Source organism: Micromonospora sp. WMMA1363, assembly GCF_030345795.1.
Classification (GTDB): domain Bacteria; phylum Actinomycetota; class Actinomycetes; order Mycobacteriales; family Micromonosporaceae; genus Micromonospora.
In genome coordinates this window covers 22,367-46,001 of the sequence record NZ_JAUALB010000015.1, presented here as the reverse complement: position 1 = coordinate 46,001, position 23,635 = coordinate 22,367, and the positions used below count along the sequence as shown (strand labels likewise).

Below are 23,635 nucleotides of genomic sequence, written 5' to 3'. Positions count from 1 at the left end.
TCTGGCCTGTCCCGGCTGTGGCGCCCGGTGACGGGAGCGGGAGACTCCTTCGAGTCCGAGGGTTCCAGCCGCTCAGCGCCGCTGTCCCTTTCGCCAAGGACCTCAGACCGCTCTGCCAGCGGGATGACAGCAGCCTGATGGCTAGGCGGTTCGCCCTGCGCGGGAGCCTTCGGCGCAGGAGGGGCCTCGACCGGCTCCTCGGTCCCCTTCGACGCGCCATCAGCGGTGCCCGGCGGCGAACCGGCTGGCCTAAGAGCAGCGTGCAGCCCGCTCTTGTCGCGTTTGCGGCGACTGAGGCGGGGCGTAGGCGCAGGCGTCGTGGTCGGCTCGGATGTCACGAGTTCACCGCCTCTTCCTTGAGTGCCCGGCCGAAGATCTCCTGGACCGCCTGTTCGTAGTCAGCGGCCAATGCCTCTGCGGTCGTGTCAGTGATGGACACCAGCCCACCGAGGGTTCCGGCCAGTTCCTTGCGGAGCTGCGGCCATTGAGGACTCTGAACAGAGTCAGCGAGCTCGTATGCCACCATGCCCAGCTCACGGCACGTCTCGCCGACGACCCTCGAGTTGCTGATGACGGTCTGGAAGACGGGGGCTGGGGAGCCGCCTCGCGCTAGATCCTCTTCGAGGGCCCTGCGTAGACGGGATCGTTGGCCCACCTCCTTCTGATCAACGATCTCGCCAGTGTCGTCCTTGATCGCGCGGGCTTCGCGCCGCTCGAAGGCGAACATCAGCACGCCGAGAACATCGACGTCTTCGTTGAACCTGTCGACGTCGGGGTCCTGGAGGAGATGCCCCACCTGCTCAAGCCCATACCGGCTCGCCTTGTCGAAAACGGTGGGAATGACGATCCAGCGCGCCACCGCCATTGCGAGCTTCTGCAGCGCCTCATCGCCGGGCGGGCAATCCACCAGGATCCACTCATACTCATCCGCGATCTCGGCCAACGCCTCAGCAAAGCTCAGCCACAGCTCGACTCGTTCATGTTCGTTCGCTGGGGCCAGGTTCCGCACTACCCGCCTGAGCTGTTCCCCACTGGGGAGCAGGTCTAGATGAGGGCGAACCTCCCGCATGGGCGCTAGCGGCGCCGTTCCCATGACCGCAGCGAGGATGCTCTTGCCGTCGTCGTCTCCTGGCTTCCCCATCTGTCCGAACTCTGACTTGAGGTTCCCCTGAGGGTCGAACTCCATCGCCAGTACCCGTTTTGCGGAGCCGCTCTCTGTCGCCACCTGCGCCAGGACGGCTGAGAAGTTGGCAGTGCAGGTAGTCTTGCCAGTTCCTCCCTTGCCGTTCAGTAAGATCACTACTCGCGTTAGCTTGCGCCGAGCCGCGTGTAGGCGCTCCAGGACGTTCTCCCAGAACTCCTCGTCCCTGCTCCGTGAGCCTCGCATCTGTCTCCCTGACCTGACGGGTTGCGGTATGGCCCTGGTTATACCAGAGCTGACACGCCATGCCTCCACCCGAGCCTCGCCTGTCGTGGCTGTTATTCAGACTTTCTTTCAGCCTCTTGCCCTATCGATAGCAGAACCTTGCGATACGCCGCATCCTCGTGTTATCGGTACCAACTTGATCTGACGATTTTGGCCACTGCCTCAAGTAAGGTCGCCATTCACATCTTACAACCAGTCGTTCCTACAGTGGATGAGCCGATCTGCGTGCACATCGGCAGACCTATCGGTGAAGGAGCCTGTTCTAGCAGGTTAGACGTGGTGCCTGCCGTCGCAACGGTTGCGAGATGCGCAGGCAGACCGACTGCTGCACCACGGGTGCGCGGTACTGGTCGTGCCAGGGCGTACCCGCTGTCGGGTGCACCTGGTCGGCCAGCCGCTGCTGGTGGAGACCACCAGCAGCGGACAGTCGCGCCTGGTCGCCCCGGCTGGTGTCTGCCGCCGTCCGGTCTACCGACCGGCCTGCAGACGCCGTGCGTCGCCTGCGCGGCCGCCGGCCGCGACAAGCAGGGGCTGCCTCGCGACGGCGCCGATTCGTACCCGCTGTGCATCCCGTGCTGGCGTAGCCATACCCACCGGCGGGAGGCGACGCACCGGCGCCGTCTGGTGGCCGAGCTGCGCGTGCGCCTCGGTGATGGTGGCGAGCCGGCCGGGTGCGTGGCGTGCGGCGAGCCGGAGTCGGTGCCGACGTGCTGGTTGTGCGGCTATTCGTGGCTGGCGCAGGCCCGCGCCGACCACGAGCACGCCCAGGCTCTGGAGACCGCCGCCGTCGAGGCGCGGTTCGCGCAGCTCGCCGAGCGAACCGACGCCGAGCAGCGGGTGGCCGAGCTGACGACGTGGACCGACCGGCTCACCGAGACCCTCACCGCGTTCCACGCCGGTGACAGCTGGGGCTGGCCGGTGTGGCTGCTCGCGGATCTGCTGGCCCGCGACGCGGCCGCGCGGACCAGCCGCCGTGGTCGCCGCTCCGCCCTCGGCATGGTCTGCGGCGTCACGGCCGTCAACGCCGACCGCCGCTCCGGCCGCCGCGCGATGCCCGGCCGCGCCGCCACCGCGCAGCTGGCCAGCTGCGACAGCACCCGACCGGTCACCGACGCGTGGCGCCGCGCCGAGGCCCTTGGTTGGCACACGCGGGTGGAGCAGGGCCGCCGCCTGACAGAACCGAACGTTGCGCCACCGGCCGCGCCTAGGCCCGCGCCGCTTCCGACATCACCCCACTACACCAGGGCCGCTGCACCACGCCGACCAGGATGTTCAGGCCGGCCACCTGGCCGACGCCCTGGACATCCTGGCCGCCCTGATCGACCACGCCCACACCGCCTCCTGATCGCCGCCCAGGCCCGCGCCGACGACCGCGACCAGGTCACCGTGCCGCGCGACCGGCGTAGCCCGGCCTCCCGACCGGTCTTGGCGGCCTGTAGGGCCTTGTCGATGCCGCGTGAACGGGCCGGGTGGCAGTGGCCGGTCAGCCCTGGTCGGCGTATGCGCGGCGGGCGTTCGTCACCGGCGAAGCGGGCACGGATGTCCGTTGGTACGGTGGCTCGTCACCACGGCGGGCGATCGCCCGGCTCGGGTGACGAGCCGGCTTCGGGACCCCTCGCGGCGAGCCTGCCCCGGGTGGCCGCGGCGCTCGGTGGGGTCGTAGATGCCGGGCAGCGGCCCGGCGAGCATCTCCAGGACCAGGCCGTGCGCGGTCAGGTGGTCGGCCAGAGCGGTGAGCTCGGCGGCGTCGCGGCCGAGACGTTTCATCTCGTAGACGGTCAGGATGACCCGGCAGTGCGGGGCGTGGGCCTTGATCTGCCGGGCCAGCGCGAGCGCGGCCTCGAACTTGGGGCGGACCCGGACCCGGGTGCTGATCTTCTCGGCGAACACCTTGTCCGGGTCGATCCCGTGCGCGGCGAGCGCGTCGAGCTGCGTCTGCAACTCCTGGGTCAGGGTGCTGCACCTGGCGTAGCCGATCCGGATGTCCGCGCTCGGGGTGTCCGGGGCGAGGGGCACCGGCGGCGGGGTACCCGGCCGCCATGGCTGGCCGGGGCCGCGGTCGGCGGGGGCGGGCACGCGCAGCGCCTTGGCGAGTCGGGGCACCTTGGTGAACCGGCCGGTGTGGTACGTGCCGGCGACCGCCCCGGAGCGCGACCGGCACGGTGAGCCGGGCTCGACGTGGCAGCGGGGGCACGGGTGGCGCTCAACATCGTCGGCATCGCGGATTTCGGGGTCGCTCACGCCCGCAGGGCCCCGGAGTAGTCCGCGAATGTCCCTTTTGGCCTGACGTTGTCCTGAGGGACGTGACCGGATGAGGAGCGAGCACGACACCTGTGGATCATGAAGTTGTCTACGCTTCAAGACTCACCAAGGGTGTCGTGCTCGCTGTGTCATCATCGCTCATCGCCGGGGCGGGGCACGCCGCGGCTGCCGCCATCGGTGCCGATTCACCGTCTGCGGGCTTGCTGGACCGGTTGGCGCAGGTCGCCGACCCTCGTGATCCTCGTGGTGTGCGGTACCGGTTGGCGACGTTGCTGGCGATCGGGGTGTGCGCGATGAGCGCGGCCGGCCACAACTCGCTGACCGCGATCGCGGAGTGGGTCCGACGCTGTGAACAGCGGGAACTGGCCCGGCTGGGTTGCCCGTTCAACCCGTTGACCGGCCGGTACCGGGTTCCTGACGAGCGGACCCTGCGTGACGCCTACGCCAGGGTTGATCCGGGCGTGCTGACCGGCGTCGGGTACGGGCACCTGGCCGCGCTGGCCCGGTCCGCGACCGCCGCGGTGACTCCGGATGGTGTGCCCGAGCGGGAACAGCGTCGCGCTCACCGTGCCGCCCCCGCTGACCGGCCGCGCCGCGCCGCCGTCGCGGTGGACGGTAAATGTCTACGCGGGGCCAAACGGCCCGACGGCAGTCGCGTGTTCATCCTGTCCGCCGTGCGTCATACCGACGCGGTCACCCTCGCCGCCCGCGAGATCACCGCGAAGACCAACGAAATCGGTGAGTTCGCGCCCCTGCTGGACCAGATCGCCGCGGCCGACCTGACCGACACGGTGATCACCGCGGATGCCATGCACGCCCAACGCGCCCCACGCCGTCTACCTCGTGCAGCAGCGCCACGCCCACTACCTGTTCACCGTCAAAGACAATCAGCCCACACTCGCCGCGCAGCTGCGGCGCCTGCCCTGGAAGCAGGTGCCGGTCCTGCATCGCCAGAGCAGTCGCGGCCACGGCCGCGCCGAGATCCGCGAGGTTCAGGTCGTCACCGTCGATGACCTGGTATTCCCCCACGCCCGTCAAGTCGTGCGGATCCGCCGCAGACGCCGCCCGCTGGGCACGAAGAGGTCGACCAGCGAAGTGGTCTACGCGATCACCGACCTCCCCACCCACCAAGCCCGACCCGAGGAGATCGCCGCCTGGGCCCGCGAACACTGGACCATCGAGAACAGCGTGTGCGCCACGCAACGCCTCGTCTGTATTCCCGGCTCAGCCGGGAGAGATTGGAGGGACATCTCTGGGTCTGATGGCTTACCCGGATGCCGAAAGGCGAAGGGGATCAGAGCATGCCAGCAAACCATCGGCCGTGTCCAAGCGTGAGGAGCGGTGCGGTGGGAGACCCGCGTGATATGGCGAAAGCTGAATTGCCTGAAGCCCAATCTCCAGCGAGGCAGATTTCGACTCCGTCGGCACCACGCTCGAAGCCGACGCCGCGCTCTGCACCGGCATGTATCTACGGGGCTGGTGCAACCTCCGGGCGCTGGGCGATGCCCAACGAGGGCATTTAAGGAGATGAGTGGGACGCCTACGTCACGCTGTCACGTACGACGAGGACGAACGTGGGATCGCCTAACGGGCGCGAGCCCTATGGCGACGGAGGCCCCGTAGTAGTCGCCGGAGTCACGACCGGCCAGGGAGGACGGGAAAGCCGTCCGCACGGGCGAAGGGGGCCAGGTGATCGGACACCACAGAACTGGGAGGTATGCGTAATGCAGAGCGCCGAAACGGTGCTGGGTGTCCTGCGTGAGCGCGGCAGGCGTGGCCTGCCGCTGGAAGAACTGTATCGACAGATGTTCAACCCGCAGTTGTATCTGCTGGCCTACGGACGCATCTACGCCAACAAGGGTGCGATGACGCCCGGGGTCACCCAGGAGACCGTGGACGGCATGTCGCTGGGCAAGATCGGCCGCATCATCGAGGCGATGCGCCACGAGCGTTACCGGTTCCGTCCGGTGCGCAGGGTCATGATCTCGAAGAAGGGCGGCAAGCTCAGGCCCCTCGGCCTGCCTACCTGGTCAGACAAGCTGGTCGGCGAAGTGGTGCGCCTGCTGTTGGAGGCCTACTACGAGCCCCAGTTCTCCGACCGGTCCCACGGATTTCGTCCCGGCCGGGGCTGCCATACCGCGTTGCGGGAGGTGGCCAACACCTGGACCGGAACGGCCTGGTTCATCGAGGGAGACATCGCCGACTGTTTCGGGAGTCTCGATCACGAGATCTTGATCTCGATCCTGGCGGAGAAGATCCACGACAACCGGTTCCTGCGGCTGGTGCGCAACATGCTCACCGCCGGATACCTGGAGGACTGGAGATGGGGCGCCACGCTGTCCGGCGCGCCGCAGGGTGGGGTCGCCAGCCCGATCCTGTCCAACCTCTACCTGCACAAGCTGGACGTCTTCGTCGAGAAGGTTCTGATTCCCGAGTACACCCGAGGGGGACGCCGGGCACGTAACCCGGCCTACCTTGAGGTGGCCAACCTGCTGGCGACGGCCCGTCGACGCGGCGACCGAGCCGAGGCCCGGACGCTGCTCAAACGGATGCGCACCCTGCCCAGTTCCGATCCTGACGATCCGGAGTACCGGAGGCTGCGCTACTGCCGCTACGCAGATGATCACCTACTCGGGTTCACCGGACCGAAGGCCGAAGCTGAGGAGATCAAGCAGCGACTCGCGGCGTTCCTGCGAGACGAACTCAAGCTGGAACTGTCGCACGAGAAGACGCTGATCACCCACGCCCGCTCCAGCGCGGCGCGGTTCCTCGGCTACGACATCACCATCCAGCACGACAGCCGCAGGATCGTCCGTGGCCGCCGTTCGGCGAACGCGGCGATCGGGCTGCGCGTGCCCAAGGACGTGATCAAGGCCAAGTGCTCCCGTTACCTCGCAAGCGGCAAACCCGCCCACCGGGGTGCCCTGATCCACAACGATGATCACCCAATCATCGCCACGTTCGGGGCCGAGTATCGGGGCATCGTCCAGTACTACCTGCTGGCCGGTGACGTTCACCGGCTGCACCGCCTCGAATGGGTCATGAAGACCTCCATGCTCAAGACCCTCGCAGGCAAGCACCACTCGACGGTGTCGAAGATGGCGGCCCGACACAAAGCCAAGATCGAAACACCGCACGGGTTGCGCACCTGCTTCGAGGCACGCATCGAACGCGACGGCAGGCAACCACTGGTAGCACGGTTCGGGGGCATTCCACTCAAGCGACAGAAAACGGCGGTCATCTCCGACCGTCGGCCGCTCCAGGTGAGTTACCCGCACAAGGAGCTGATCAGCAGGCTCCTGGCGAACACGTGCGAGATCTGCAAGCAGACGGACAACATTCAGGTTCACCACGTCCGAAAACTCGCTGACCTCGCCAGAACCGGAGACGCACAGCCCGACTGGATGCAGCTCATGGCACGACGACGCCGCAAGTCCCTCGTGGTCTGCGGCTCATGCTACGACCGCATCCAGGGCTGGCAGTCGGCCTGAACGCTCACGCAGCAGTCACTGGAGAGCCGGATGATCAGGAAACTATCATGTCCGGTTCGGAGGGAGGCCGCATGGAAAAGGACCTGCCCAACAGGCACCTCGCCATGCGGCCGACCCTACGCACTGGATCAGAGACGTCACCTTCGCCGAGGACGCCAGCCAGGTCCGCGCCCACAACACCCCCGCCGTCATGGCCACCCTCCGCGACATCATCCGCGGCACCTTCCGCCTCACCGGCTGGATCAACACCGCCAGCGCCCGCCGCGCTCACACCACGCCCACAGCCGCCCTCAACCTCCACAGCATCCCATGATCAAGCGGACATTCCCGGACTACTCCGGGGCCCTGGGTCGCGTCCTCGCCTTTGCGGAACCAGACGAGCACCAGGAGTGCCTGGTAGAAGCAGGTCAACGCGCGGGTGTCGCGCCGTGTCCCCTTGGCTCGGCGTTGCGCGGCAAGCAGCCGGCCGAGGTACTGCACGAGTTCCCTGGGGACGTCGACCATGGCACGATAGGCAATCACGTGGAGCCCTCTCGAAGACGTGGATCTTGTCGCAAAGACCTGTCTATCGATGGCTCCACGCCCACTTCCAGCACCGTCCGGCGTGACCCGGTTCGCCCGTGTCGTACCAATCAACACATTCGCGTCGCTGAGATCAGCTCAGTCCCGATCTCAAACGGCGGCTGCCGTACTAGGCGCACGGAAAAGGCTCATTCAAGATCCGTACCGGTGCATTCGTCAAGGCCGAGGTTGTGGTGCCAGCATCCGCCGTCCGGCGCTGTATCGAAACAGGTGGCGGCGAGGGCGTTACCATCCAGTTGGTTGTCGTGGACCCATCCTGATTCGCAGGTTCCGGTATCGGTGATTTGTAGACCGTAAGTCTGGGTCTGATGAGCCTGGCCGTCCCAAACCCGGTTGTTGCGAATCGTGGGGTCGAAGGTGGCGGCAGCCAGAGCAATGCCGGCCCTAGTGGCGGGAGAGGCGGGGATCTGATAGGTGGAGCCCGCCACCGGTGTCCGTTTCGGCCAGGCAGTAAGGGCGCCTGGACGGTGCGGAGCGAGCACAATCTCTGTGGCGCCGTTCCCCATCGCAATGACATTCTGTCCGTCGACGGTGATGCGCTTGCCGCGGTGCCCGTCCGGTGACCAGTCCGCAGTGGCGTCTGTCAGGGACCATTCTGTGTAGGAGACGCCGCTTCCTCCGCCCGACGAAGCAGGTGCGGCGCGTCGTCCGTTGTTGCGGATGCGGTTTCCGGCTATTGTCGAGGCGACCAGTGAGGAGCCGGTGAGGATACCCTCGAGGCCGTTGTCCCAGAAGTCATTATCCTGGATCACGAGGTCGGCAGCGGGCACCTGAGAGCCGCCGCCGAGATTGTGCTGCCAGTAACCGTAGCGGCCGTTTCGGCTGATGCGGTTACCTGCTATCGTGTACGGGCCTGGCGTGTTGCCGATTGCCACGCCGTCCCTGACGTTATCTTCGATAACACAGCCGGTCACGATGCCGCCCCGCCCTGCGACACCAGTAGTGCCCAAGGAAGAGACGTCGTAGCCGGCTTGTAGGTTGCCGATTAGCGTGCAGCCGGAAACGACCAGTCCGTCGGTTCCCCAGTCGGATATGCCGAACCGGTTTCCTTCCGAATGGCAGCCGATGACGCGAAGGCCGCGCGGCGGGACCCAACCATTTCGCTGCAGTTCGAAAAATATGCCATTAGTTCCATTATGGATTGTCGTACAGGAAGTGATCGAGCATCGCTCGACTGGCCCCCAGCCGCCGACGCCAATGCCGATGCCCGCACCGCCCAACCACTGGTCGTTTTCCAGTCGTCCGCAGTGTTCTACCAACAGGTTATCCACGAACGTGTCCTGCAGGAAGTCGCAGCCGAAGCCCGTGGCGACCGTATCGTGGATGTACAGGTCGTGAAAACGACCCCGCAGAGCGTACTGGATTCCGAGGCCCTTGGCGAGCACATTATACTCGGGCAGGTAGACCCCCGAGCCATCGATCTCAAAGTGAGCGAAAGTGCAGTCAGCCATGTGGTGGTCGCGGCCGGCTCCGTGTTCTTGCACGGTGAAATAGGCGAGGGGTGTAGGAGCTGTCGGGTCTCCAGGATTAGCCAGGGCGAACCGGGTGGCAACCCTACCCGCTCCGATTAGCGAAACACCGCTTCGCCACACGGTTCCTTTATCCCTGATAGAGTATAACCCGGACGGGCAGTAGATGGTGCGAGGCTGGCTGTCGATAGCATAGGAAGCGCCGAGTTTGTCGACCAGCCGCTGCAGCGCTGGCTGGTCGTTGGTAGTCCCGTCACCAGCCATACCATGATCGCAGGCGTTATAGATGAACCGGTCCATCTCCATCTCCCTCACTGTTGTTGCTGTCCCAGCGTTGCGCGGAGCAATGGCGTGGAACGGAGCGTGGCGCATCGGTTCTCTAGCTGTGAGAAAATCCAACGAGTAACCCAGAAGCAGCTTCTCGCGGCTGCGCCGAAGCCGCGAGCGCTCGAGTGACGGTCGGGTGAAGAGAGTAATCATAAAGCTTGCGTTGCACTGTGGTGGCCGATTTCCAGTGAATACTATAGCCCACCCCGGCTTCCTTTCCCCTGAACGCGACAGTTTATGTATAGGTATTACATTTGTATTCGTCCTAACGAGTGCTGTCAGGTGTGGATCGGCTGGATGTCGCCGGCCTGCGGCGTCTGGGAGGCACTGTCACGGCTGCTGGAAACCGGCTGGGGCGGGGTCGCGGACGAAGAACGGTCCTGCTCTCGCCGGATATGGGGCAATGCCGTTCAGATAGGGCTGTTCGGGCAGGCCAGAGTGGGTGTGGGTGGTCCCGCGTGGCGGATGACCTTGTCGGTGGGTCGTTTGACGCGGTAGGAGTTGTGCCGGGCGCGTTTGACGACTCGTTGGCAGGTGCGCTGTCTGGGTGGGGGCAGCAGGTGGCGCAGGATCTCGGCGTGGGCGTCGGTGATGGCGGCCGTCAGGCGCTCAGGGGGAAATGGCCGCCTGGTCGGTGACCTGGCGGCGCGCGAGGCGTAGTCCGCGGGTGAACGACAACCGGTCGGGGTCGTAGCCGGCCTCGTCAGCGGCGTCGACCAGGAGGGCCCGGATAGCGTGGTGCGCGAGCAGCAGGCCCCAGATCTGCTGTTCGACCAGGTCGGGTGTCTTTGAGCGCAGCACCTCGCCCCGGCCGCGGAGGTCACTTTTGATCTCGCCCAGGGCGGTCTCTTCCTGCCACCGTTCGTGGTACGCGTTCGCGAGGTCCATCCCGGTCATCTCGTGGGGGTCGAGCACGGTGGTGATCACGGTGATGAGTTCACCGTCGGGGTTGCGATCGGGCACGGTGTAGTCCACGACCCGCACCAGACGGGCGGTGTCCGCGGCGACCTGTCCGCCGTCGGTGACGGTCTGCGCCAGCCGGCGGCGGCGCTCGGCGGACAGCCCGGGACGGTAGATCAACGCCAGGTAGGAGCCATCGGGCAGCCACCGTACCCGTCCCAGTGACACCGACGCCCCGATCCGCCAGGCCAGGTCCGCGCCGGTGGCGGCGAACGTGGTGAACAACTCGAAGGAGTAGAAACCGCTGTCGGCCAGCAGCAACATCCCCGGCTCCAGCGCACCGGTCAACTCGGCTGCCTGGGTACGCTCTCCCGTGCCGCACGGGCCCAGGACCGCGCCCACGACCGCCCGGCTCGCGCACTCCACGACCGCGGTCACCCGCACCTTCGGGTACGCCGACGCGTTCGCCCCGGACCCCATCCGCCCGAAACGATCCACGTTCTCTGGCGTGTCGGCCACATCGAACGACGTCCCGTCCATGGCCATCAACCTGCGTCGGGCCAGCCACGCGCCCTTCGTGCCCGCACTCGCCACCGGCACCGCAGCCCGGGCGAACAGCTGCTTCACCGGCTCCACCCCGAGACGTTGCCGGGCCTGAGTGATCGCCGAACCGGTCGGCACCTGCCAATCATCCGACCACGAACCCATCGTGCGCAGACTCCCGACGAGGCGGCGCATCACCTCCTCCGCCGGCTCCTGCGCGTACAGGCCCATCGCGATCACGTACCGGATCATGACGTGCGCCGGCAGCAGCCGCTTGCGCTTCTCACGACATCCGGTCCGGTTGATCACCTCCCTCTGTGTCATCCTTGGGGAAGGCAGGTTGACCTGCTGAAACTCTGACCCGTGAGGGCGTGCAAGGAGATCCACCCCCGTGACATCGCATCACCCGGTGCCCGACCCCGAGGTACCAGCAAAGCCCCGAACAAGGACATACACCGCCGCGTACAAGGCGCGGATCCTGGCCGAGTACGAGACCCTCGATAAGGCCGGCAAGGGCGCCCTGCTTCGTCGGGAAGGCCTGTACACGTCGCTGCTCGCGGCGTGGAAGCATCAGCGTGACGCCGGCGCCCGCGAGGCCCTGGCCAAGCCGGCCGGGCGGCCGAAGACCGATCCGGCGGTGCTGGAGGCAGCCCGGTTGCGGGCAGACAACGAGCGGCTGCGCGCCGAGTTGGACAAGGCCCGCAAGGTGATCGAGGTGCAGGGAAAACTCTCCGCGCTGTTGGGGCAACTCGCGACCGACAGCCAGCACAGCGGGAGCGAGCCGACACCATGATCGACGCTGCGATCACCGAACTGACGCCGCTGATCGGCATCCGGACGGCGTGCCGAGCCACCGGCCGGCCGCAGGCCAACCATTACCGCCGGCACCGCCAGACGCCTGCGCCACCGCGGCCGGGGCGTGAACCCAGGCCGCAGCCACGTGCCCTGAGCGCAGCCGAGCGTGACAGCGTCCGGGCGTTGCTCAACAGCCCGGACTTCGCCGACATGGCCCCCGCGGCCGTCTACCACACCCTCCTCGACGAGGGCGTGTACGTGGCGTCGGTGTCGAGCATGTACCGGATCCTGCGTGCCCACGGCGAAGTCAGGGAGCGCCGCCGTCACGCGGTGCACCCGCCGAAGGTCAAGCCCGAACTGATCGCCGACGCCCCCAATCGCGTGTGGTCGTGGGACATCACCAAGCTGCGCGGCCCGGCCAAGCGGGACTTCTACCACCTCTACAGCGTGATCGACATCTACAGCCGTTACACCGTCGCGTGGCTGCTCGCCGAGCGCGAGGACGCCGCCCTGGCCGAACGGCTGCTGTCCGACGCGATCACCAAGCAGGGCGTCGCGCGTGAGCAGTTGACCATCCACGCCGACCGCGGCACCTCAATGGCGTCCAAGACGGTCGCGCAGATGATGGCCGACCTCGGCGTGACCAAGTCCCACTCCCGGCCCAGGTGCAGCAACGACAACCCGTTCTCCGAGGCCCAGTTCAAGACCCTGAAGTACCGGCCCGACTTCCCCGACCGCTTCGGCAGCGTCCAGGACGCCCGAGCTCACTGCCGCGCCTTCTTCACCTGGTACAACACCATCCACCGGCACTCCGGCATCGGCTGGCACACCCCACACGACGTCCACCACGGCCACGCCCGGCAGGTCCGCGATGTCCGCGCCGACGTCCTGACCGCCGCCTACACCCGCAACCCCGAACGATTCGTCCGCGGCATCCCGCAACCACCCGCCCTGCCCACCACCGCGTGGATCAACAAGCCCGAGGACACCACGACTCAGTCAACGAACCCCTGAACCGACCGCCCCAAAAAGGTTGACACCTTCCGCCTCTTCGATCAGATCCCGGTGGAACCTCGCCGAGAGCACCCCAAGACCAATGTGGTCAGCCAACCGACCCGACAGCTGCGCCTGCGACATCACGCCGGCACCGTACCGACCCCGCCTCGACGCGTCAGCTCACCACGCTGACCTCGACAACCGCCCTAACTGAACGGCATTGGGATATGGGGCGCTCACGATGAGCAAAGCCCTCGCGAGACAATGAGCCCTTTCCAAGCTGATCTTGCAGCTCAGGGCGGGTGCGAGCTACCCCCGCTTTGATGGAGCGGTGGTTACCTGCTGCCGGCTGGCGCAGGGGTGGCGATAGGTGGTTCGGCTGGTTCGGTCTGGCGGCTGTGCCAGGCGGTCTCGTACTCGTTCGGGCTGAGGTAGCCCAGTTCCTTCTGGATGCGGCGGGTGTTGTACCAGCCGTTGTCGATGTAGGCGAAGATCGCGTTCTCGGCCTCGTCGCGGGTCCGCCAGCTCGTGCGGTAGACGAGTTCGATCTTCAGCGTCGACCAGAAATTCTCCATCAGGGCGTTGTCGTAGCTTTATCCGGCTAATGATCTTGGTCTTGGGTGTTTGGCCGGTTAACGCTTTCAGGTTGGTTGTCGGGTGTTGATTCGGCGGAGTTGTTCTTCGTGGCGTCGTACTCGGGCGGCGATGGCGTCGATGGCGGCGCGTAGGGTGGCCAATTCGTCGGTGATGGCGGTGAGGGTGCCGGTGTCGGTGGTCTGGTGTCGGTGGTGGTCGATGACGGCGCGCAGGGTGGGGTGGCGGTAGAGGGTGGTGCGGCCGAGACCGGTGTGCGCGGCGACGGCGGTGAAGGTGACGGTCCGTCCGTCGCGGCGCAGGTCGGTGCAGGCCCGCTCGACGCGGTTGAGGTCCTTGATGTTGTTCATCCGGCTTGCGCCTGGCTGATCAGGGTGTCGAGTCGGGTGATGGGGTTGCGGTGCCGTTCGGCTTCGCTGATCCAGCCGCGCTGTTCGGCGTCGGCGGCCAGCGCCGCGGCGTCGATGCGCTGGGCTGCGAGGATGGGCAGAGCGCTGGCCTCGGTGTGGAGGCTGGGGCAGTGTTCGCAGATGTTGGCGTAGGTGCAGGCGCCCTGGGCCGGAGCCCGCAGGCAGAAGCCGCCGGCCAGCCGGGACTTGACCAGTGGGGTGGTCTTCCAGTCAGCGCCGCCGGTGATGTCGGCCAGCGGCAGGTTGGTGTGGCCGGTGGCGGGGGTGCGGGCTTGCTGCTTGGCGAGGGTGAGCGCGCGTTCGTATTCGTCGCGGACGGTGGCGTCGAATAGCCGGCCGTAGCGCAGGCTCATCTCGGCGGAGACGTGACCGAGCAGCGCCATCAGCGCCTGCAGGGATACTCCGGCGTTGACCAGGGCGGTGGCGTAGGTGTGCCGCAGTTGGTGGGAGGTGACGTGCCCGAGCCCGGCGATCTGCGCGGCCCGATCGAGTTCGGCACGGAGTGCTTGCTGGCCGAGGCGCCGGCCGTGGTGGGTGAACAGGAACTGCGCTGGGTGGCGGTAGCGGGGGTGCGGCAGCGGTCGGCTCGCCGACCGGATCTCGGTGATGTGGTCGATGAGGTCGAGGATCTCCTCATCGAGCGGGACCATGCGTTCGGTCTCGAGTTTGCCCAGCGGGACTTTGAGCCAGCTGCCCTGGTCGGGCACTTCGTGCACGCAGTCCAGCTCGAGGTCGAGCAGCTCCCCGATGCGCAGCCCGCAGGCCCGTTGCAGTCGCAGGGCGCAGGCGGCCAGTTCGTTGCCGGGGTGCTCGCTCAGCGCGTCGGTGAGCCGGCGGTCGGCGTCGACGGGCAGGTAGCGGGGCAGCAGCTGCGGCTGCTTGGGAATGTCGTCGCGGAACACCAACGTGCGGGGCGGTGCTTCGGGCCAGCCCCATTCGGTGATGTCGGTCAGGAAGGTCGTGAGGGCCAGCACCCGCCGGGCCCGATCGGCGACCGTGATGACCTCGCCGGTCTTGGTGTTGGGGGCATCGACGAGAAAGGTCAGGTAGGGCTCGATGTGCCGACACCGCTGCAGCGACGCGATGCTCTGCAGGTCCGGGTCGATGCCGGTGACGAAGACACCGAAGTGCTTGAGCCGGGTGGCCAGGGCTGACACCGTCTTGGCGACGCAGGTTGCGCGTTTGCGTTCCAGGTAGGCGATCAGCGTCGCCCGGATCGGGGCTGCCACCTCGGACAGCCGCTCAGCGAACGGTATCGGCCCGCCGGAGCGGGGCAGGTCGGCCAGGATGCCCATGTGGAACAGGACTCGCTGGGTGTTGCTCAGCGCGGCGAGGTAGTGCTTATGGTCGGTGCCGGTGCGGGCCTGGCGATCGCGGCACGCGGCGGCGAACTCGGCCAGATCGTCCATGGTGAGCTGATTCAGTCTCCGGCCAGTCTGGATCAGCAGGCGGGCCGGCACCTGCGAGCCGGTGGCGAACCGGACCCGCTGGGTGAATCCCAACTCGGCGGCGGCGGTCAGGAACCGGGTCAGGTCGACGTCGACCGGCGAATCCTTGATCTCCCGCCAGATGCTGGACAGCTTGCGCTCCAGCAGATAGTCGTAGCCGGGCCGCAGCCCGCGGTGCAGCATCAGGAACGTGATCAGCGGCCGGGTCGACGAGTTCGCCGACAGCCGAACCTCCAGCGGCTCGCCTACCCAGTCCTGCGGCCGGGGCCACCGCCGAAAGAACGTCCGGGCCGCACGGTAGTACGCGACGTTCCCGCGGCTGGTGGATTCCAGATACTTCAGGTAGGCGGCGTTCGCATCGCCGCCGGCGTGGTGACCCGTGTTGTCGTCGGTGTCACGGGCGGGCGCGCATGCGGTCACGGGCGGCATCGAACTCGGCTTTCACGTGGGCGGGAGCCAGATGGATATACCGGGCAGTGGTATCGACATGGGCGTGACCGAGCAGGGCCTGCATTACCGCGAGGTCGACGCCGGCCTCGGCCAGCGCGGTGCCGAAAGTGTGCCGCAGCGCATGCGGATGACCGCCGGTGATCCCGGAAATGCCGCGGTGGTAGCGGAAGATCGTGCGGAGCCCCGCCGCGGTCAGCGCCCGGCCCCGGTTCGGGCCCTTGGCCACGATGAACAGCCTGTCGCTGGCGGTCTCCGGCCGCTCGGCGAGGAGGTAGACCTGGATCACCGAGGCGACGTCGGTGTCCAGCGGCACTCGACGTTCCCACTCGCCCTTGCCGACGACCTGCAGCCATCGTCCGCCGATGTCCACGTCGGCAACGCCCAGCGCGAGGACCTCGGCTGAGCGCAGCCCGCAGTAGAGCATCAGCCCGGCGATCGCCCGGTCCCGCCATGTGTGAAAACTCGCCAGCAGTTCGGCGGCCTGCCCCTGGTCCAGCGGCCGCGGCAGCCGGCACGGTTGACGAAGCCGCAGCACCGAGCGGCGCTTCGGCCTGCGGACGGTGTGCGCGAGCATCCCCGTGCGTTCCCCGGAGGCCACCCACCGCGCCTCACGCCCCTTCGGCACCGGGTTGCCCGCATCGGGGTCGCGCATGGCGCGGAACGCGAACAGCCCGGAGACCGCCGCGAGCCGGCGGTTGATCGTCGCCGGCGCGTACCTGTCCAGCCTGCGCCCGCTCAACGCCACGACGTTCGGACCGGGCCGCCCCGGCACCCGGGCATCGCGGCAGGCACGCAGGAACTTCAACAGCACGTCCGTGTCCACCGCAGTCAGCGCAATGCCCTCGCCGGCCAGCCAGCGGCAAAACGCCAGCAGGTCGTACCCGTAGGCCCGGACCGTCTTCGGTGAATAGTTCCGGTCGCCCAGATGCGCCAGATACTCATCCACCAACGCGAACCCGGCCGCGCCCGGCCCCGCCAGCACCCAACCGTCATCTCGTTCCTCGAGCCGCAGCTCGCCACCGTTCATGAGACACAGATGTACCGGCAATGACCGCAATCGGCCGTAATTCCCAGAATGTCGGCGTGTCTCTGACCAGGGGAAACTTGGAGATTAGCCGGTTAAGAGGGAGTCGCCGACGGAGCCCATCGAGGGCAGGATCCCGTTGTCCTGTAAGCGTTCCGCGAACCGGAACGATGTGTAGTTCGACCCGCGATCTGAGTGGTGGATCAACTGGCCGTCGCGGACGTCGCGCGACCAGATGCCGTATTCGAGGGCGGCGAGGATCAGGTCGGTGTCGCAGCGGTTGGAGGTCTTCCAGCCGACGATTCGGCGGGAGAAGACGTCGCGGACCGCGGCGAGCCAGAACACGCCTTCGCCGCAGGGGATGCGGGTGGCGTCGGCGACCCAGAGCCGGTTCGGCCCGGTGGCGGTGAACTGCCGCCCGACAAGGTCCGGCGCCGGTGTGTGCCGTGGGTCCTGCCGCGTGGAGCCGCCGCGCCAGCCGCGGCGCAGGAACGCGCCCTGCCAGCCCTGCTGCGTCATCAGCCGCTCGACGCGTTTGCGACCCACGTAGATGCCGTCGCGGCGTAGCTGGCGGTGGACCCGGTCCGCGCCGTAGGTGCGCCCGGAGGTCTCCCAGATCTCGTGAATGTTGGAGATCAGGCCCAGGTCGACCACGTCGCGGTCGCAGGGCGCCTCGGCCTGCTTGACCCACGCGTAGTAGGTCGAGGCGCCGATGTTCAGGACCCGTAGCAGGAGCGCGACCGCGAACTGGTCACGGTGTTCATCAATGAACGTCATGACCGTCGCCGGGTCGGGTCGAGCTCCGCCGCGAAATACGCGCTCGCGGCCTTCAGGATCTCGTTGGCCCGCCGCAGCTCGGTGACCTCCCTGCGCAGCCGGCGGTTCTCCTCGACCATCTCGCTGGTCGGCCGGTCGTGACGCTCACCCGTGTCAGCCTCGGCCTGACGGATCCAGTTCCGCAGCGCCTCGTGATGCACGCCAAGCTGCTCGGCCAAGCGCCGGATCACCGGCTTCGGGTCCGACTCGCGATACAAGCGCACAGCGCGCTGACGTAGCTCATCGGGGTACTTCTTCGGTGCTGCCACGCTCCGAGAAACCCGGGGAACATCACTCCCGGAGCCGGTCGGCGGTGCGGGCGGCGACAGCCATGATCGTCAGGGCCGGGTTCGCGCTGCCCTGCGTCGGCAACACGCTGCCGTCGGTGATGTAGAGATTGGGTACGGCGAAGGTGCGACAGTCCGCGTCGACCACGCCGTGCCGTTCGTCGGCGGCCATCCGGGCACCACCGACCAGGTGGGCGTACCGTTTGATCGTGATCACTTCGTTGGCGCCCGCGGCGTGCAGGATGTCTTCCATGGCCGTCTGGGCGGCGCGCGTCAGCCGCTTGTCGTTGTCGCCCTGGCTGTAGCTGAACCGGGCGACTGGCAGGCCGTGGCGGTCCTTCTCGTCGGCCAGGGTGACCCGGTTGTCGGCCCGGGGTAGGAACTCGCACAGCGCGCCGAGGCAAGCCCAGTGCACGTAGTCGCTCATGTATTCGCGCAGCTTGTCGCCCCAGTGCCCTTGGGCGGTGACGTGCTCGGCCCACGTGATCGGCAAAGGTGAGACGGTCTGGATCGAAAACCCTCTCTTGTACGGCTTGCTTGGGTCGGTCTCGTAGAACTGCTCGGAGCTGACCTCGGGCGGCGGCGACTTGTACATCCGGATCTCGTTGTCGAACCGGCCTGCGGTCTGCGGCGCACCCTGCACCATCAGATACCGGCCAACCTGGTCGAAGTCGTTGCACAGGCCGTCCGGGAAGCGCGTCGAGGCGGAGTTGAGCAGCAGCCGCGGCGTCTCGATCGAATACCCCGCGACGGCCACCATGCGGGCCCGCTGGAACCGGCCGATCCCGTCCCGTACGTAATGCACCCCGGTCGCCCGACCGGTCCGCGCATCCACCTCGATCCGGGTGACCATCGAATCCGGTCGGACCTCGGCGCCGTGGGCGAGCGCGTCCGGGATATGGGTGATCAGCGGCGACGCCTTCGCGTTCACCTTGCAGCCCTGCAGGCAGAAACCGCGGTAGATGCAGTGCGGCCGGTTCCCGAAACGCCCGTTGACGATCGCCACCGGCCCGACCTTCGCGGTGATCCCCGCCTTACGAGCGCCGCGCAGGAAGATCTCGCCGTTGCCGCTGACCGGGTGCGGCCGGTGCGCATAGGTGTGCGGATCACCCCACGGCCAGGCTTCCCCGGCGACCGGCAGCTCTTCCTCGATCGCCGCGTAGTAGCCCTTCAGGTCGTGGTAGGAGAGCGGCCAGTCGATGCCCACGCCGTCCCGGGTGTACGTCTCGAAATCGCTCGGGTGGAAGCGGGGCGTGTAGCCGGCGTAGTGCACCATCGACCCGCCGACACCCCGGCCGGAGTTGTTGGAGCCCAGCGGCACCGGGTCGGCGCCGTCGATCACCCGCGGATCCGTCCAGTACAGCCGGTGCGAACCCGCCTCGTCACTGACCCAGTCGCGATCCGGGTCCCAGAACGGGCCGGCGTCCAGCGCCACCACCCGCCAGCCGGCCCGGGCCAGCCGCTGGGTCAGCACCGACCCGCCGGCCCCGCAGCCGACGACCACCAGGTCCACCTCGTCGGTGTCGTCGAACCGGCGCATGTCGCGGCGCAGCCTGTGGTTGGTCCGGGTGCCGTCGTTCGGGATCAGCCAGGCCGACTCGTTACGCTCGCGGACAGCGCTCATCGCGGCTCCTCGTCCGGCCGGGTGTCGACCACCTCGAACGGCTCCCGACGATCCACTCCGGTGTTCTTGTAACCCCGCGGATAGGCCGGCCCCGGAAAACCCATCTCCGACCATGCGTCCGGATGGGCGTAGAAGGCGGTGCAGGCGTACCGCGTCCACAGGCTCCACACCCGGGCTGCCGGCAGGCCGTGCCAATCGGCGTCGCCGGCATCCTGAACGGCCTGGATCAACGCGTTCTGTTCCTTCTCCCCGGCGGACGCGAACCCGTCCTCCCGCAGGGCGGCCAACGTGTCGCGCCATGCCTGACCGTCCTCGGGCATGTCGGCGTAGCGCCAACCGTCGGTCTGCGACTCGGCCAGTCGCGCGTCGATCATCGCAGCGACCGGGATCCGGCCGTTGCCGCCCTGACCGAGCAGCCGGTCGCACAGCACAGTCGCGATCGCCTGTTCGTCGGGGTTGAAGAACCGGAAGTCCCGCAGGTTGCTGATCCGCTCCAGCACCACCCCGGTCGTCACCGGATCCCAATGCCGCTGCTGAGACAGCGCGTCGAAACCAGGAAACCGCACGTTCTCAGCGTTCACGTCGCAGCACCGCCGCCAACATGCCCATCCCGCCGACCATCGTCACCAGCAACGGCGCCAACAGAGGTGGCCCCATCTCCATGTTGTAGCGCGCGTTGCGCCAGCCGCCCGGCTTCTGCGCGATCCCGCGGGCGTGCAGGTACGTGCCCTGCAAGCCGTTCGCCACGATGGCCGCGGAAGCGATTGGCAGTGCCGTTTTGGCCATCCGCCGGCTGAAGAACCCCGCGACCCCCGCCGCCGCTCCAACCGGACCGAGCGCAACCGGCGCCCACATCATTTTGTTGCCGAAACTCGCCGAGTCGTGCTCGAAGTAGATTTCCGCCGCCGTCACCAACGCTCCGGCCGCGGTCAGCGCGGACAGACTGCGCTCGAACCGCCCTGTCCGCACGTCCCCGACCACGCGATCGATATCCCACCGCGCCGCCGACGACGACCTCCGCCGGATCTGCATTGTGCCCCCCATACGGTACGCAACGGCCGTGATCGAGCCAGGAGGTGGATGCGCCGTCAGTGTGCCCGGCCCTGTCTGTCGTGGCGGGCTCCGACCATGTCGACGACGACGGTAAGCAGCGGACGTGATTGGTAGTGCCATCTTGGCCATCCGCCGGCTGAAGAACCCCGCGACCCCCGCCGCCGCTCCAACCGGACCGAGCGCAACCGGCACCCACATCATCTTATTGCCAAAACTCGCCGAGTCATGCTCGAAGTAGATTTCCGCCGCCATCACCAACGCTCCGGCCGCGGTCAGCGCGGACAGACTGCGCTCGAACCGCCCCGTCCGCACGTCCCGACCACGCGTGACGTCACCTACGACGAGGACCGCTCTCAAATCCGCACCGGCACCGGACCCCAAGTCATGGCCGCCCTCCGCAACGCCGCCATCGGCGCACTCCGCACCGTCGGCGTCACCAACATCGCCGCCACCACGCCCGCGACAGCACCCGCCCGCTGGCACTACTCGGCATCACCTGACGACATCTTTGCCGAAGGCCCTGTCAGGTCAGGTGCCGGAGCAGCCGGCGCGACGCTGGCGCCGCCGCAGGGTCGTCTCGTCGACGCCGGTGTCCTCGGCGATCTCCGCCCACGGCACCCCGAGGGCCCGGCCGTAGGCGACGGCGGCCGCGGCAAGTTGTTCGACGCGGCCGGCTAGGCCGCGCACTTCGTAGGACAGTTGGGCATACGGGCTTCGCCGGTCGACGGTGTACCGCAGGGTGTCGAGATCGTCGTCGAGTTCGGCGAGCAGCGCCTGGACCACGGCGCCCGCCGCCTGCAGTTCCGCGGCTCGGGCTGCCTCGGCCCGGCGCACCGCCGCCGGTCCGACGCCGGCGTTGCGCCGCCGGTACGCCTCCTGCCGGCACGCCGCTGAGCAATACATTCGGTTCGGCGCGGCGTCACCGAACGGCCCGCTCAGCGACCCGCAGCAGACCGGGCATCGACAAGTCCCTACAGGCCGCCAAGACCGGTCGGGAGGCCGGGCGACCTCGGGCCAGTCGCACTCCACCGGCTCGGCGTCGAGCAGGGCGGCGCGGTCTGCGCGGCGGAGGTGGCCGGAGGTGCGGGCGCGGATCGCGGCGCCGCTCGATCGAGGAAGCTGAGAGAGAAAGCCCCCGGCCAGGACGTTGCCAGGGGCTGAGCTACCGCAGGGAACTCTCGGGATGTTTGTTAGTTGCACCGCGATGACAGCGGCCCGCACCCCACTTTCGTGGAAATCTCACCCATCCACCCTGTTTGCGTAGAAAATTCTGGTTAGCTCCCTTTAACCCCCAGTAATCGTCAGGAGGACATAAATGAGAAGAAGCTTCAGGTCCAAGGGGGGTAGACTGCTAGGCACACTGGGCTCCGCCGTCGTACTAGCCGGCACGCTACTGGTGGCCGCTACGCCGGCCGCCGCGCAGGAGACCATCAGCATCAATCCGGGCAATGTGCCGACCACGGCGGCGAGCTACACCCAGAACTGCGATCCCAACCTGGGTGGCGGACCCTATCCGAACGAGGACGTCTGGGTCTTCAACCTGCCGGGCAACCCGGCCACGAGCGGGACGTTCCAGTCGATCAACCCGACGTTCAGCACGCCGACCGGCACGGTCATCGAAACGATCCCATCGGGGACGTACCCCAGCGCGATCGTGAACAACATGGGCACCAGCAAGGCCTGGATCCAACTCCCGGCCGGATGGACGCTCACCGGAGCAACTGCCGTGATCTCCGGTACGGCGGACTTCTTCGTGCTCACCCACACCTGCGCCGCAGCAACCCCACGGTGAACCCGAAGCTGACCTTGACCAAGACCGGAACTCCCGCCAGCAACCTCAAGGCCGGCGACACGGTCACCTACACCTACACGGTGACGAACACCGGCAACGTGACCGTCACCGAAATCACCGTCGTCGACGATACGGTGACCGGCATCACCTGCCCCGCGGCGCAGCCGGGCAACCTCGCCCAGGCTGATCTCGCGCCGGGGGAGAGCCTCGCCTGCACCGGCACGTACACCGTCACCCAGCAGGACGTGAAGAAGGGTCAGATCGTCAACACGGCACAGGCGCAGGGCGATTACGAAGACCAGGTGGTGCCGTCCAACGAGGCCACGTTCACCGTCACCACCAAGGGGAAGAAGAAGGTGGTGCAGGTCGGCCTGTCCATCGGCAAGAAGGCCCGGGTCGAGTCGGACTGCCGCAACACCTGCCAGGGGGAGGGCTTCGCGGCCAAGGGCGACCGGATCATCTACACCTACCGGGTGTACAACTCGGGCACGGTGGCCGTCACCAACGTCACGGTAAACGACCCGACCGCCGGCCAGGTCGTCTGCAACACCACCACCCTGGCACCGGGCACCTTCACCGACTGCCACGCTGTCACACCGTACGTGGTCGGCTGGGCGGACACCAAGGAGGGCAAGGTCACCAACACCGCGTACGCCTCCGGCACGTACGGCCCGCAGACCGTGGTCTCCGACCCGGCCGTGGTCACCATCTGCATCACACAAGGAAAGTCCGACCACCGGACGCCCGGCAAAGGACAAGAAAACGACGACACCAGAACCGCCCCGAGGGACTGTAAGACGAACGAGACAGAGCCGTTCGTTTGACAGACCCCGCACCGACGGAAAGGACCGGTTCACCGGCGTCCCGAAGGCGTCGGTCACTTCTGATCGGGGATCGAGAAGGCCCCGGGTACCGAATACGGCATCCGGGGCCTTTCCCTTCCCGTCCACAACACGGCTGAGAGGACGTCTGATTTACGCACTTCGTCGGTTATATGGGTTTAGCTGTATCGCCAGGTTGGGGTAGTTTCGGCGGTGAGGCGCTTGGCGAGGTTGTCGATCATGGCGATGGTGATCATGCTGGCGGAGTTGTCGGGTCGGGCTTCGTAGTCGCGGACGAGTCGGCGGTGGTGCATGATCCAGCCCAGGGTGTTGGGTCCGGGCGCGGTGCCTGGATTGCTCGCGGTCCGTTTCCCGGACCCGCCCGCCGAACCCGGCGTGCGACTCTCACCGCACCGGGCTCTCCACGAGGTCATGCCGTTGGGACGGGCTTGCCGGTCTGGGCTGCCAGGGATTCGGAATCTTCCTGCCGCGATAGCGGTCGGGTCACGGGGACCTTCGCGATCT

General features: G+C 67.3%; 21 protein-coding genes and 3 pseudogenes. 6 read left to right on the top strand and 18 right to left on the bottom strand.

The annotated features are described in order from the left end of the window. Window positions 1-334: 334 nt before the first annotated feature. The 4 genes from QTQ03_RS29210 to QTQ03_RS29195 form a co-directional block, all read right to left on the bottom strand. Window positions 335-1,387 carry a ParA family protein gene (locus QTQ03_RS29210; protein WP_289281190.1) on the bottom strand — a complete coding sequence of 351 codons (1,053 nt, stop codon included), beginning with the start codon at window positions 1,385-1,387 and terminating at the stop codon, window positions 335-337. A gap of 507 nt (window positions 1,388-1,894) precedes the next feature. Then, window positions 1,895-2,572, bottom strand: a complete 678-nt coding sequence (locus QTQ03_RS29205) for a hypothetical protein (RefSeq protein ID WP_289281189.1) — start codon at window positions 2,570-2,572, stop codon at window positions 1,895-1,897. A gap of 58 nt (window positions 2,573-2,630) precedes the next feature. Beyond that, window positions 2,631-2,759 carry a hypothetical protein gene (locus tag QTQ03_RS29200; RefSeq protein WP_289281188.1) on the bottom strand — a complete coding sequence of 43 codons (129 nt, stop codon included), beginning with the start codon at window positions 2,757-2,759 and terminating at the stop codon, window positions 2,631-2,633. A gap of 185 nt (window positions 2,760-2,944) precedes the next feature. Then, entirely contained in the window at window positions 2,945-3,667 is a 723-nt protein-coding gene (locus QTQ03_RS29195; protein ID WP_289281187.1) for a recombinase family protein, read from the bottom strand. A gap of 137 nt (window positions 3,668-3,804) precedes the next feature. Here QTQ03_RS29195 and QTQ03_RS29190 point away from each other — a divergent pair. The 3 genes and pseudogenes from QTQ03_RS29190 to QTQ03_RS29180 form a co-directional block, all read left to right on the top strand. Continuing rightward, window positions 3,805-4,879: pseudogene (locus QTQ03_RS29190) on the top strand (ISAs1 family transposase); the annotation flags it as partial. Window positions 4,880-5,412: 533 nt separating this feature from the next. Further along, window positions 5,413-7,179 carry a reverse transcriptase/maturase family protein gene (locus QTQ03_RS29185; protein WP_289277102.1) on the top strand — a complete coding sequence of 589 codons (1,767 nt, stop codon included), beginning with the start codon at window positions 5,413-5,415 and terminating at the stop codon, window positions 7,177-7,179. A gap of 121 nt (window positions 7,180-7,300) precedes the next feature. After that, a pseudogene (locus tag QTQ03_RS29180) lies at window positions 7,301-7,492 on the top strand (ISAs1 family transposase); the annotation flags it as partial. Here QTQ03_RS29180 and QTQ03_RS29175 read toward each other — a convergent pair. The 3 genes from QTQ03_RS29175 to QTQ03_RS29165 all read right to left on the bottom strand — a co-directional run bounded on the left by QTQ03_RS29175 (window position 7,447) and on the right by QTQ03_RS29165 (window position 11,324). Beyond that, a complete protein-coding gene (locus tag QTQ03_RS29175; protein WP_289281186.1) occupies window positions 7,447-7,701 on the bottom strand; it encodes a hypothetical protein in 255 nt (84 codons plus the stop codon). The pseudogene QTQ03_RS29180 and the gene QTQ03_RS29175 sit on opposite strands and share 46 nt — an antisense overlap. A 188-nt stretch (window positions 7,702-7,889) precedes the next feature. Beyond that, window positions 7,890-9,530: a right-handed parallel beta-helix repeat-containing protein gene (locus tag QTQ03_RS29170; protein WP_289281185.1), complete on the bottom strand. Its 1,641-nt coding sequence runs from the start codon at window positions 9,528-9,530 to the stop codon at window positions 7,890-7,892. Window positions 9,531-10,166: 636 nt separating this feature from the next. Further along, entirely contained in the window at window positions 10,167-11,324 is a 1,158-nt protein-coding gene (locus QTQ03_RS29165; RefSeq protein WP_289281184.1) for an IS4 family transposase, read from the bottom strand. A 67-nt stretch (window positions 11,325-11,391) separates the two neighbouring features. On the opposite strand from QTQ03_RS29165, the gene QTQ03_RS29160 reads away from it, so the two are divergent. After that, window positions 11,392-12,809, top strand: a protein-coding gene (locus tag QTQ03_RS29160) for an IS3 family transposase (protein WP_502889673.1) whose coding sequence is annotated in 2 segments (ribosomal slippage) — window positions 11,392-11,722 and window positions 11,722-12,809 — 1,419 coding nt in all. Because the reading frame shifts where the segments join, the coding sequence is not laid out codon by codon here. 317 nt (window positions 12,810-13,126) lie between these two features. Here the strand turns inward: QTQ03_RS29160 and QTQ03_RS29155 are convergent. The 10 genes from QTQ03_RS29155 to QTQ03_RS29110 all read right to left on the bottom strand — a co-directional run bounded on the left by QTQ03_RS29155 (window position 13,127) and on the right by QTQ03_RS29110 (window position 21,400). Continuing rightward, the gene (locus QTQ03_RS29155) at window positions 13,127-13,369 is read right to left on the bottom strand and encodes an IS3 family transposase (RefSeq protein WP_289281276.1); all 243 of its coding nucleotides are present in this window, start codon (window positions 13,367-13,369) and stop codon (window positions 13,127-13,129) included. A 63-nt stretch (window positions 13,370-13,432) separates the two neighbouring features. Continuing rightward, window positions 13,433-13,735, bottom strand: coding sequence for a DUF6262 family protein (locus tag QTQ03_RS29150; protein WP_289281183.1), 303 nt, complete (start codon window positions 13,733-13,735; stop codon window positions 13,433-13,435). After that, window positions 13,732-15,672, bottom strand: coding sequence for a tyrosine-type recombinase/integrase (locus tag QTQ03_RS29145; RefSeq protein ID WP_289281182.1), 1,941 nt, complete (start codon window positions 15,670-15,672; stop codon window positions 13,732-13,734). Before QTQ03_RS29145 ends, QTQ03_RS29150 begins: the two co-directional genes overlap by 4 nt. Beyond that, window positions 15,638-16,720, bottom strand: coding sequence for a tyrosine-type recombinase/integrase (locus QTQ03_RS29140; RefSeq protein WP_289281181.1), 1,083 nt, complete (start codon window positions 16,718-16,720; stop codon window positions 15,638-15,640). The genes QTQ03_RS29145 and QTQ03_RS29140 overlap by 35 nt, the downstream gene beginning before the upstream one ends. 84 nt (window positions 16,721-16,804) lie before the next feature. Further along, window positions 16,805-17,494, bottom strand: coding sequence for an IS3 family transposase (locus tag QTQ03_RS29135; RefSeq protein WP_289281180.1), 690 nt, complete (start codon window positions 17,492-17,494; stop codon window positions 16,805-16,807). Continuing rightward, window positions 17,491-17,802, bottom strand: coding sequence for a transposase (locus QTQ03_RS29130; protein WP_289281179.1), 312 nt, complete (start codon window positions 17,800-17,802; stop codon window positions 17,491-17,493). The genes QTQ03_RS29135 and QTQ03_RS29130 overlap by 4 nt, the downstream gene beginning before the upstream one ends. Before the next feature lie 22 nt (window positions 17,803-17,824). Then, window positions 17,825-19,444, bottom strand: coding sequence for a GMC family oxidoreductase (locus QTQ03_RS29125; RefSeq protein ID WP_289281178.1), 1,620 nt, complete (start codon window positions 19,442-19,444; stop codon window positions 17,825-17,827). Further along, entirely contained in the window at window positions 19,441-20,025 is a 585-nt protein-coding gene (locus tag QTQ03_RS29120) for a gluconate 2-dehydrogenase subunit 3 family protein (RefSeq protein WP_289277466.1), read from the bottom strand. The genes QTQ03_RS29125 and QTQ03_RS29120 overlap by 4 nt, the downstream gene beginning before the upstream one ends. Continuing rightward, window positions 20,015-20,752: a hypothetical protein gene (locus QTQ03_RS29115; protein ID WP_289281177.1), complete on the bottom strand. Its 738-nt coding sequence runs from the start codon at window positions 20,750-20,752 to the stop codon at window positions 20,015-20,017. The genes QTQ03_RS29120 and QTQ03_RS29115 overlap by 11 nt, the downstream gene beginning before the upstream one ends. A gap of 273 nt (window positions 20,753-21,025) precedes the next feature. Further along, window positions 21,026-21,400, bottom strand: a complete 375-nt coding sequence (locus tag QTQ03_RS29110) for a hypothetical protein (RefSeq protein WP_289281176.1) — start codon at window positions 21,398-21,400, stop codon at window positions 21,026-21,028. A 493-nt stretch (window positions 21,401-21,893) separates the two neighbouring features. Between QTQ03_RS29110 and QTQ03_RS29105 the strand changes: the two genes are divergently transcribed. Continuing rightward, the gene (locus tag QTQ03_RS29105) at window positions 21,894-22,289 is read left to right on the top strand and encodes a hypothetical protein (RefSeq protein WP_289281175.1); all 396 of its coding nucleotides are present in this window, start codon (window positions 21,894-21,896) and stop codon (window positions 22,287-22,289) included. Next, window positions 22,286-23,113, top strand: a complete 828-nt coding sequence (locus tag QTQ03_RS29100) for a CLIPPER-2 domain-containing protein (protein ID WP_289281174.1) — start codon at window positions 22,286-22,288, stop codon at window positions 23,111-23,113. Before QTQ03_RS29105 ends, QTQ03_RS29100 begins: the two co-directional genes overlap by 4 nt. Before the next feature lie 176 nt (window positions 23,114-23,289). On the opposite strand, the pseudogene QTQ03_RS29095 reads toward QTQ03_RS29100, so the two are convergent. Further along, window positions 23,290-23,439, bottom strand: a pseudogene (locus QTQ03_RS29095) (IS5 family transposase); the annotation flags it as partial. Window positions 23,440-23,635 lie beyond the last annotated feature (196 nt).

Bases quoted from the DNA above. Each gene is read 5' to 3' on its own strand.
- QTQ03_RS29150 (WP_289281183.1), bottom strand. From the start codon at position 13,735: ATGAACAACATCAAGGACCTCAACCGCGTCGAGCGGGCCTGCACCGAC.
- QTQ03_RS29110 (WP_289281176.1), bottom strand. From the start codon at position 21,400: ATGTATTGCTCAGCGGCGTGCCGGCAGGAGGCGTACCGGCGGCGCAAC.
- QTQ03_RS29165 (WP_289281184.1), bottom strand. From the start codon at position 11,324: ATGACACAGAGGGAGGTGATCAACCGGACCGGATGTCGTGAGAAGCGC.
- QTQ03_RS29140 (WP_289281181.1), bottom strand. From the start codon at position 16,720: ATGAACGGTGGCGAGCTGCGGCTCGAGGAACGAGATGACGGTTGGGTG.
- QTQ03_RS29135 (WP_289281180.1), bottom strand. From the start codon at position 17,494: ATGACGTTCATTGATGAACACCGTGACCAGTTCGCGGTCGCGCTCCTG.
- QTQ03_RS29185 (WP_289277102.1), top strand. From the start codon at position 5,413: ATGCAGAGCGCCGAAACGGTGCTGGGTGTCCTGCGTGAGCGCGGCAGG.
- QTQ03_RS29145 (WP_289281182.1), bottom strand. From the start codon at position 15,672: ATGCCGCCCGTGACCGCATGCGCGCCCGCCCGTGACACCGACGACAAC.
- QTQ03_RS29170 (WP_289281185.1), bottom strand. From the start codon at position 9,530: ATGGACCGGTTCATCTATAACGCCTGCGATCATGGTATGGCTGGTGAC.
- QTQ03_RS29210 (WP_289281190.1), bottom strand. From the start codon at position 1,387: ATGCGAGGCTCACGGAGCAGGGACGAGGAGTTCTGGGAGAACGTCCTG.
- QTQ03_RS29125 (WP_289281178.1), bottom strand. From the start codon at position 19,444: ATGAGCGCTGTCCGCGAGCGTAACGAGTCGGCCTGGCTGATCCCGAAC.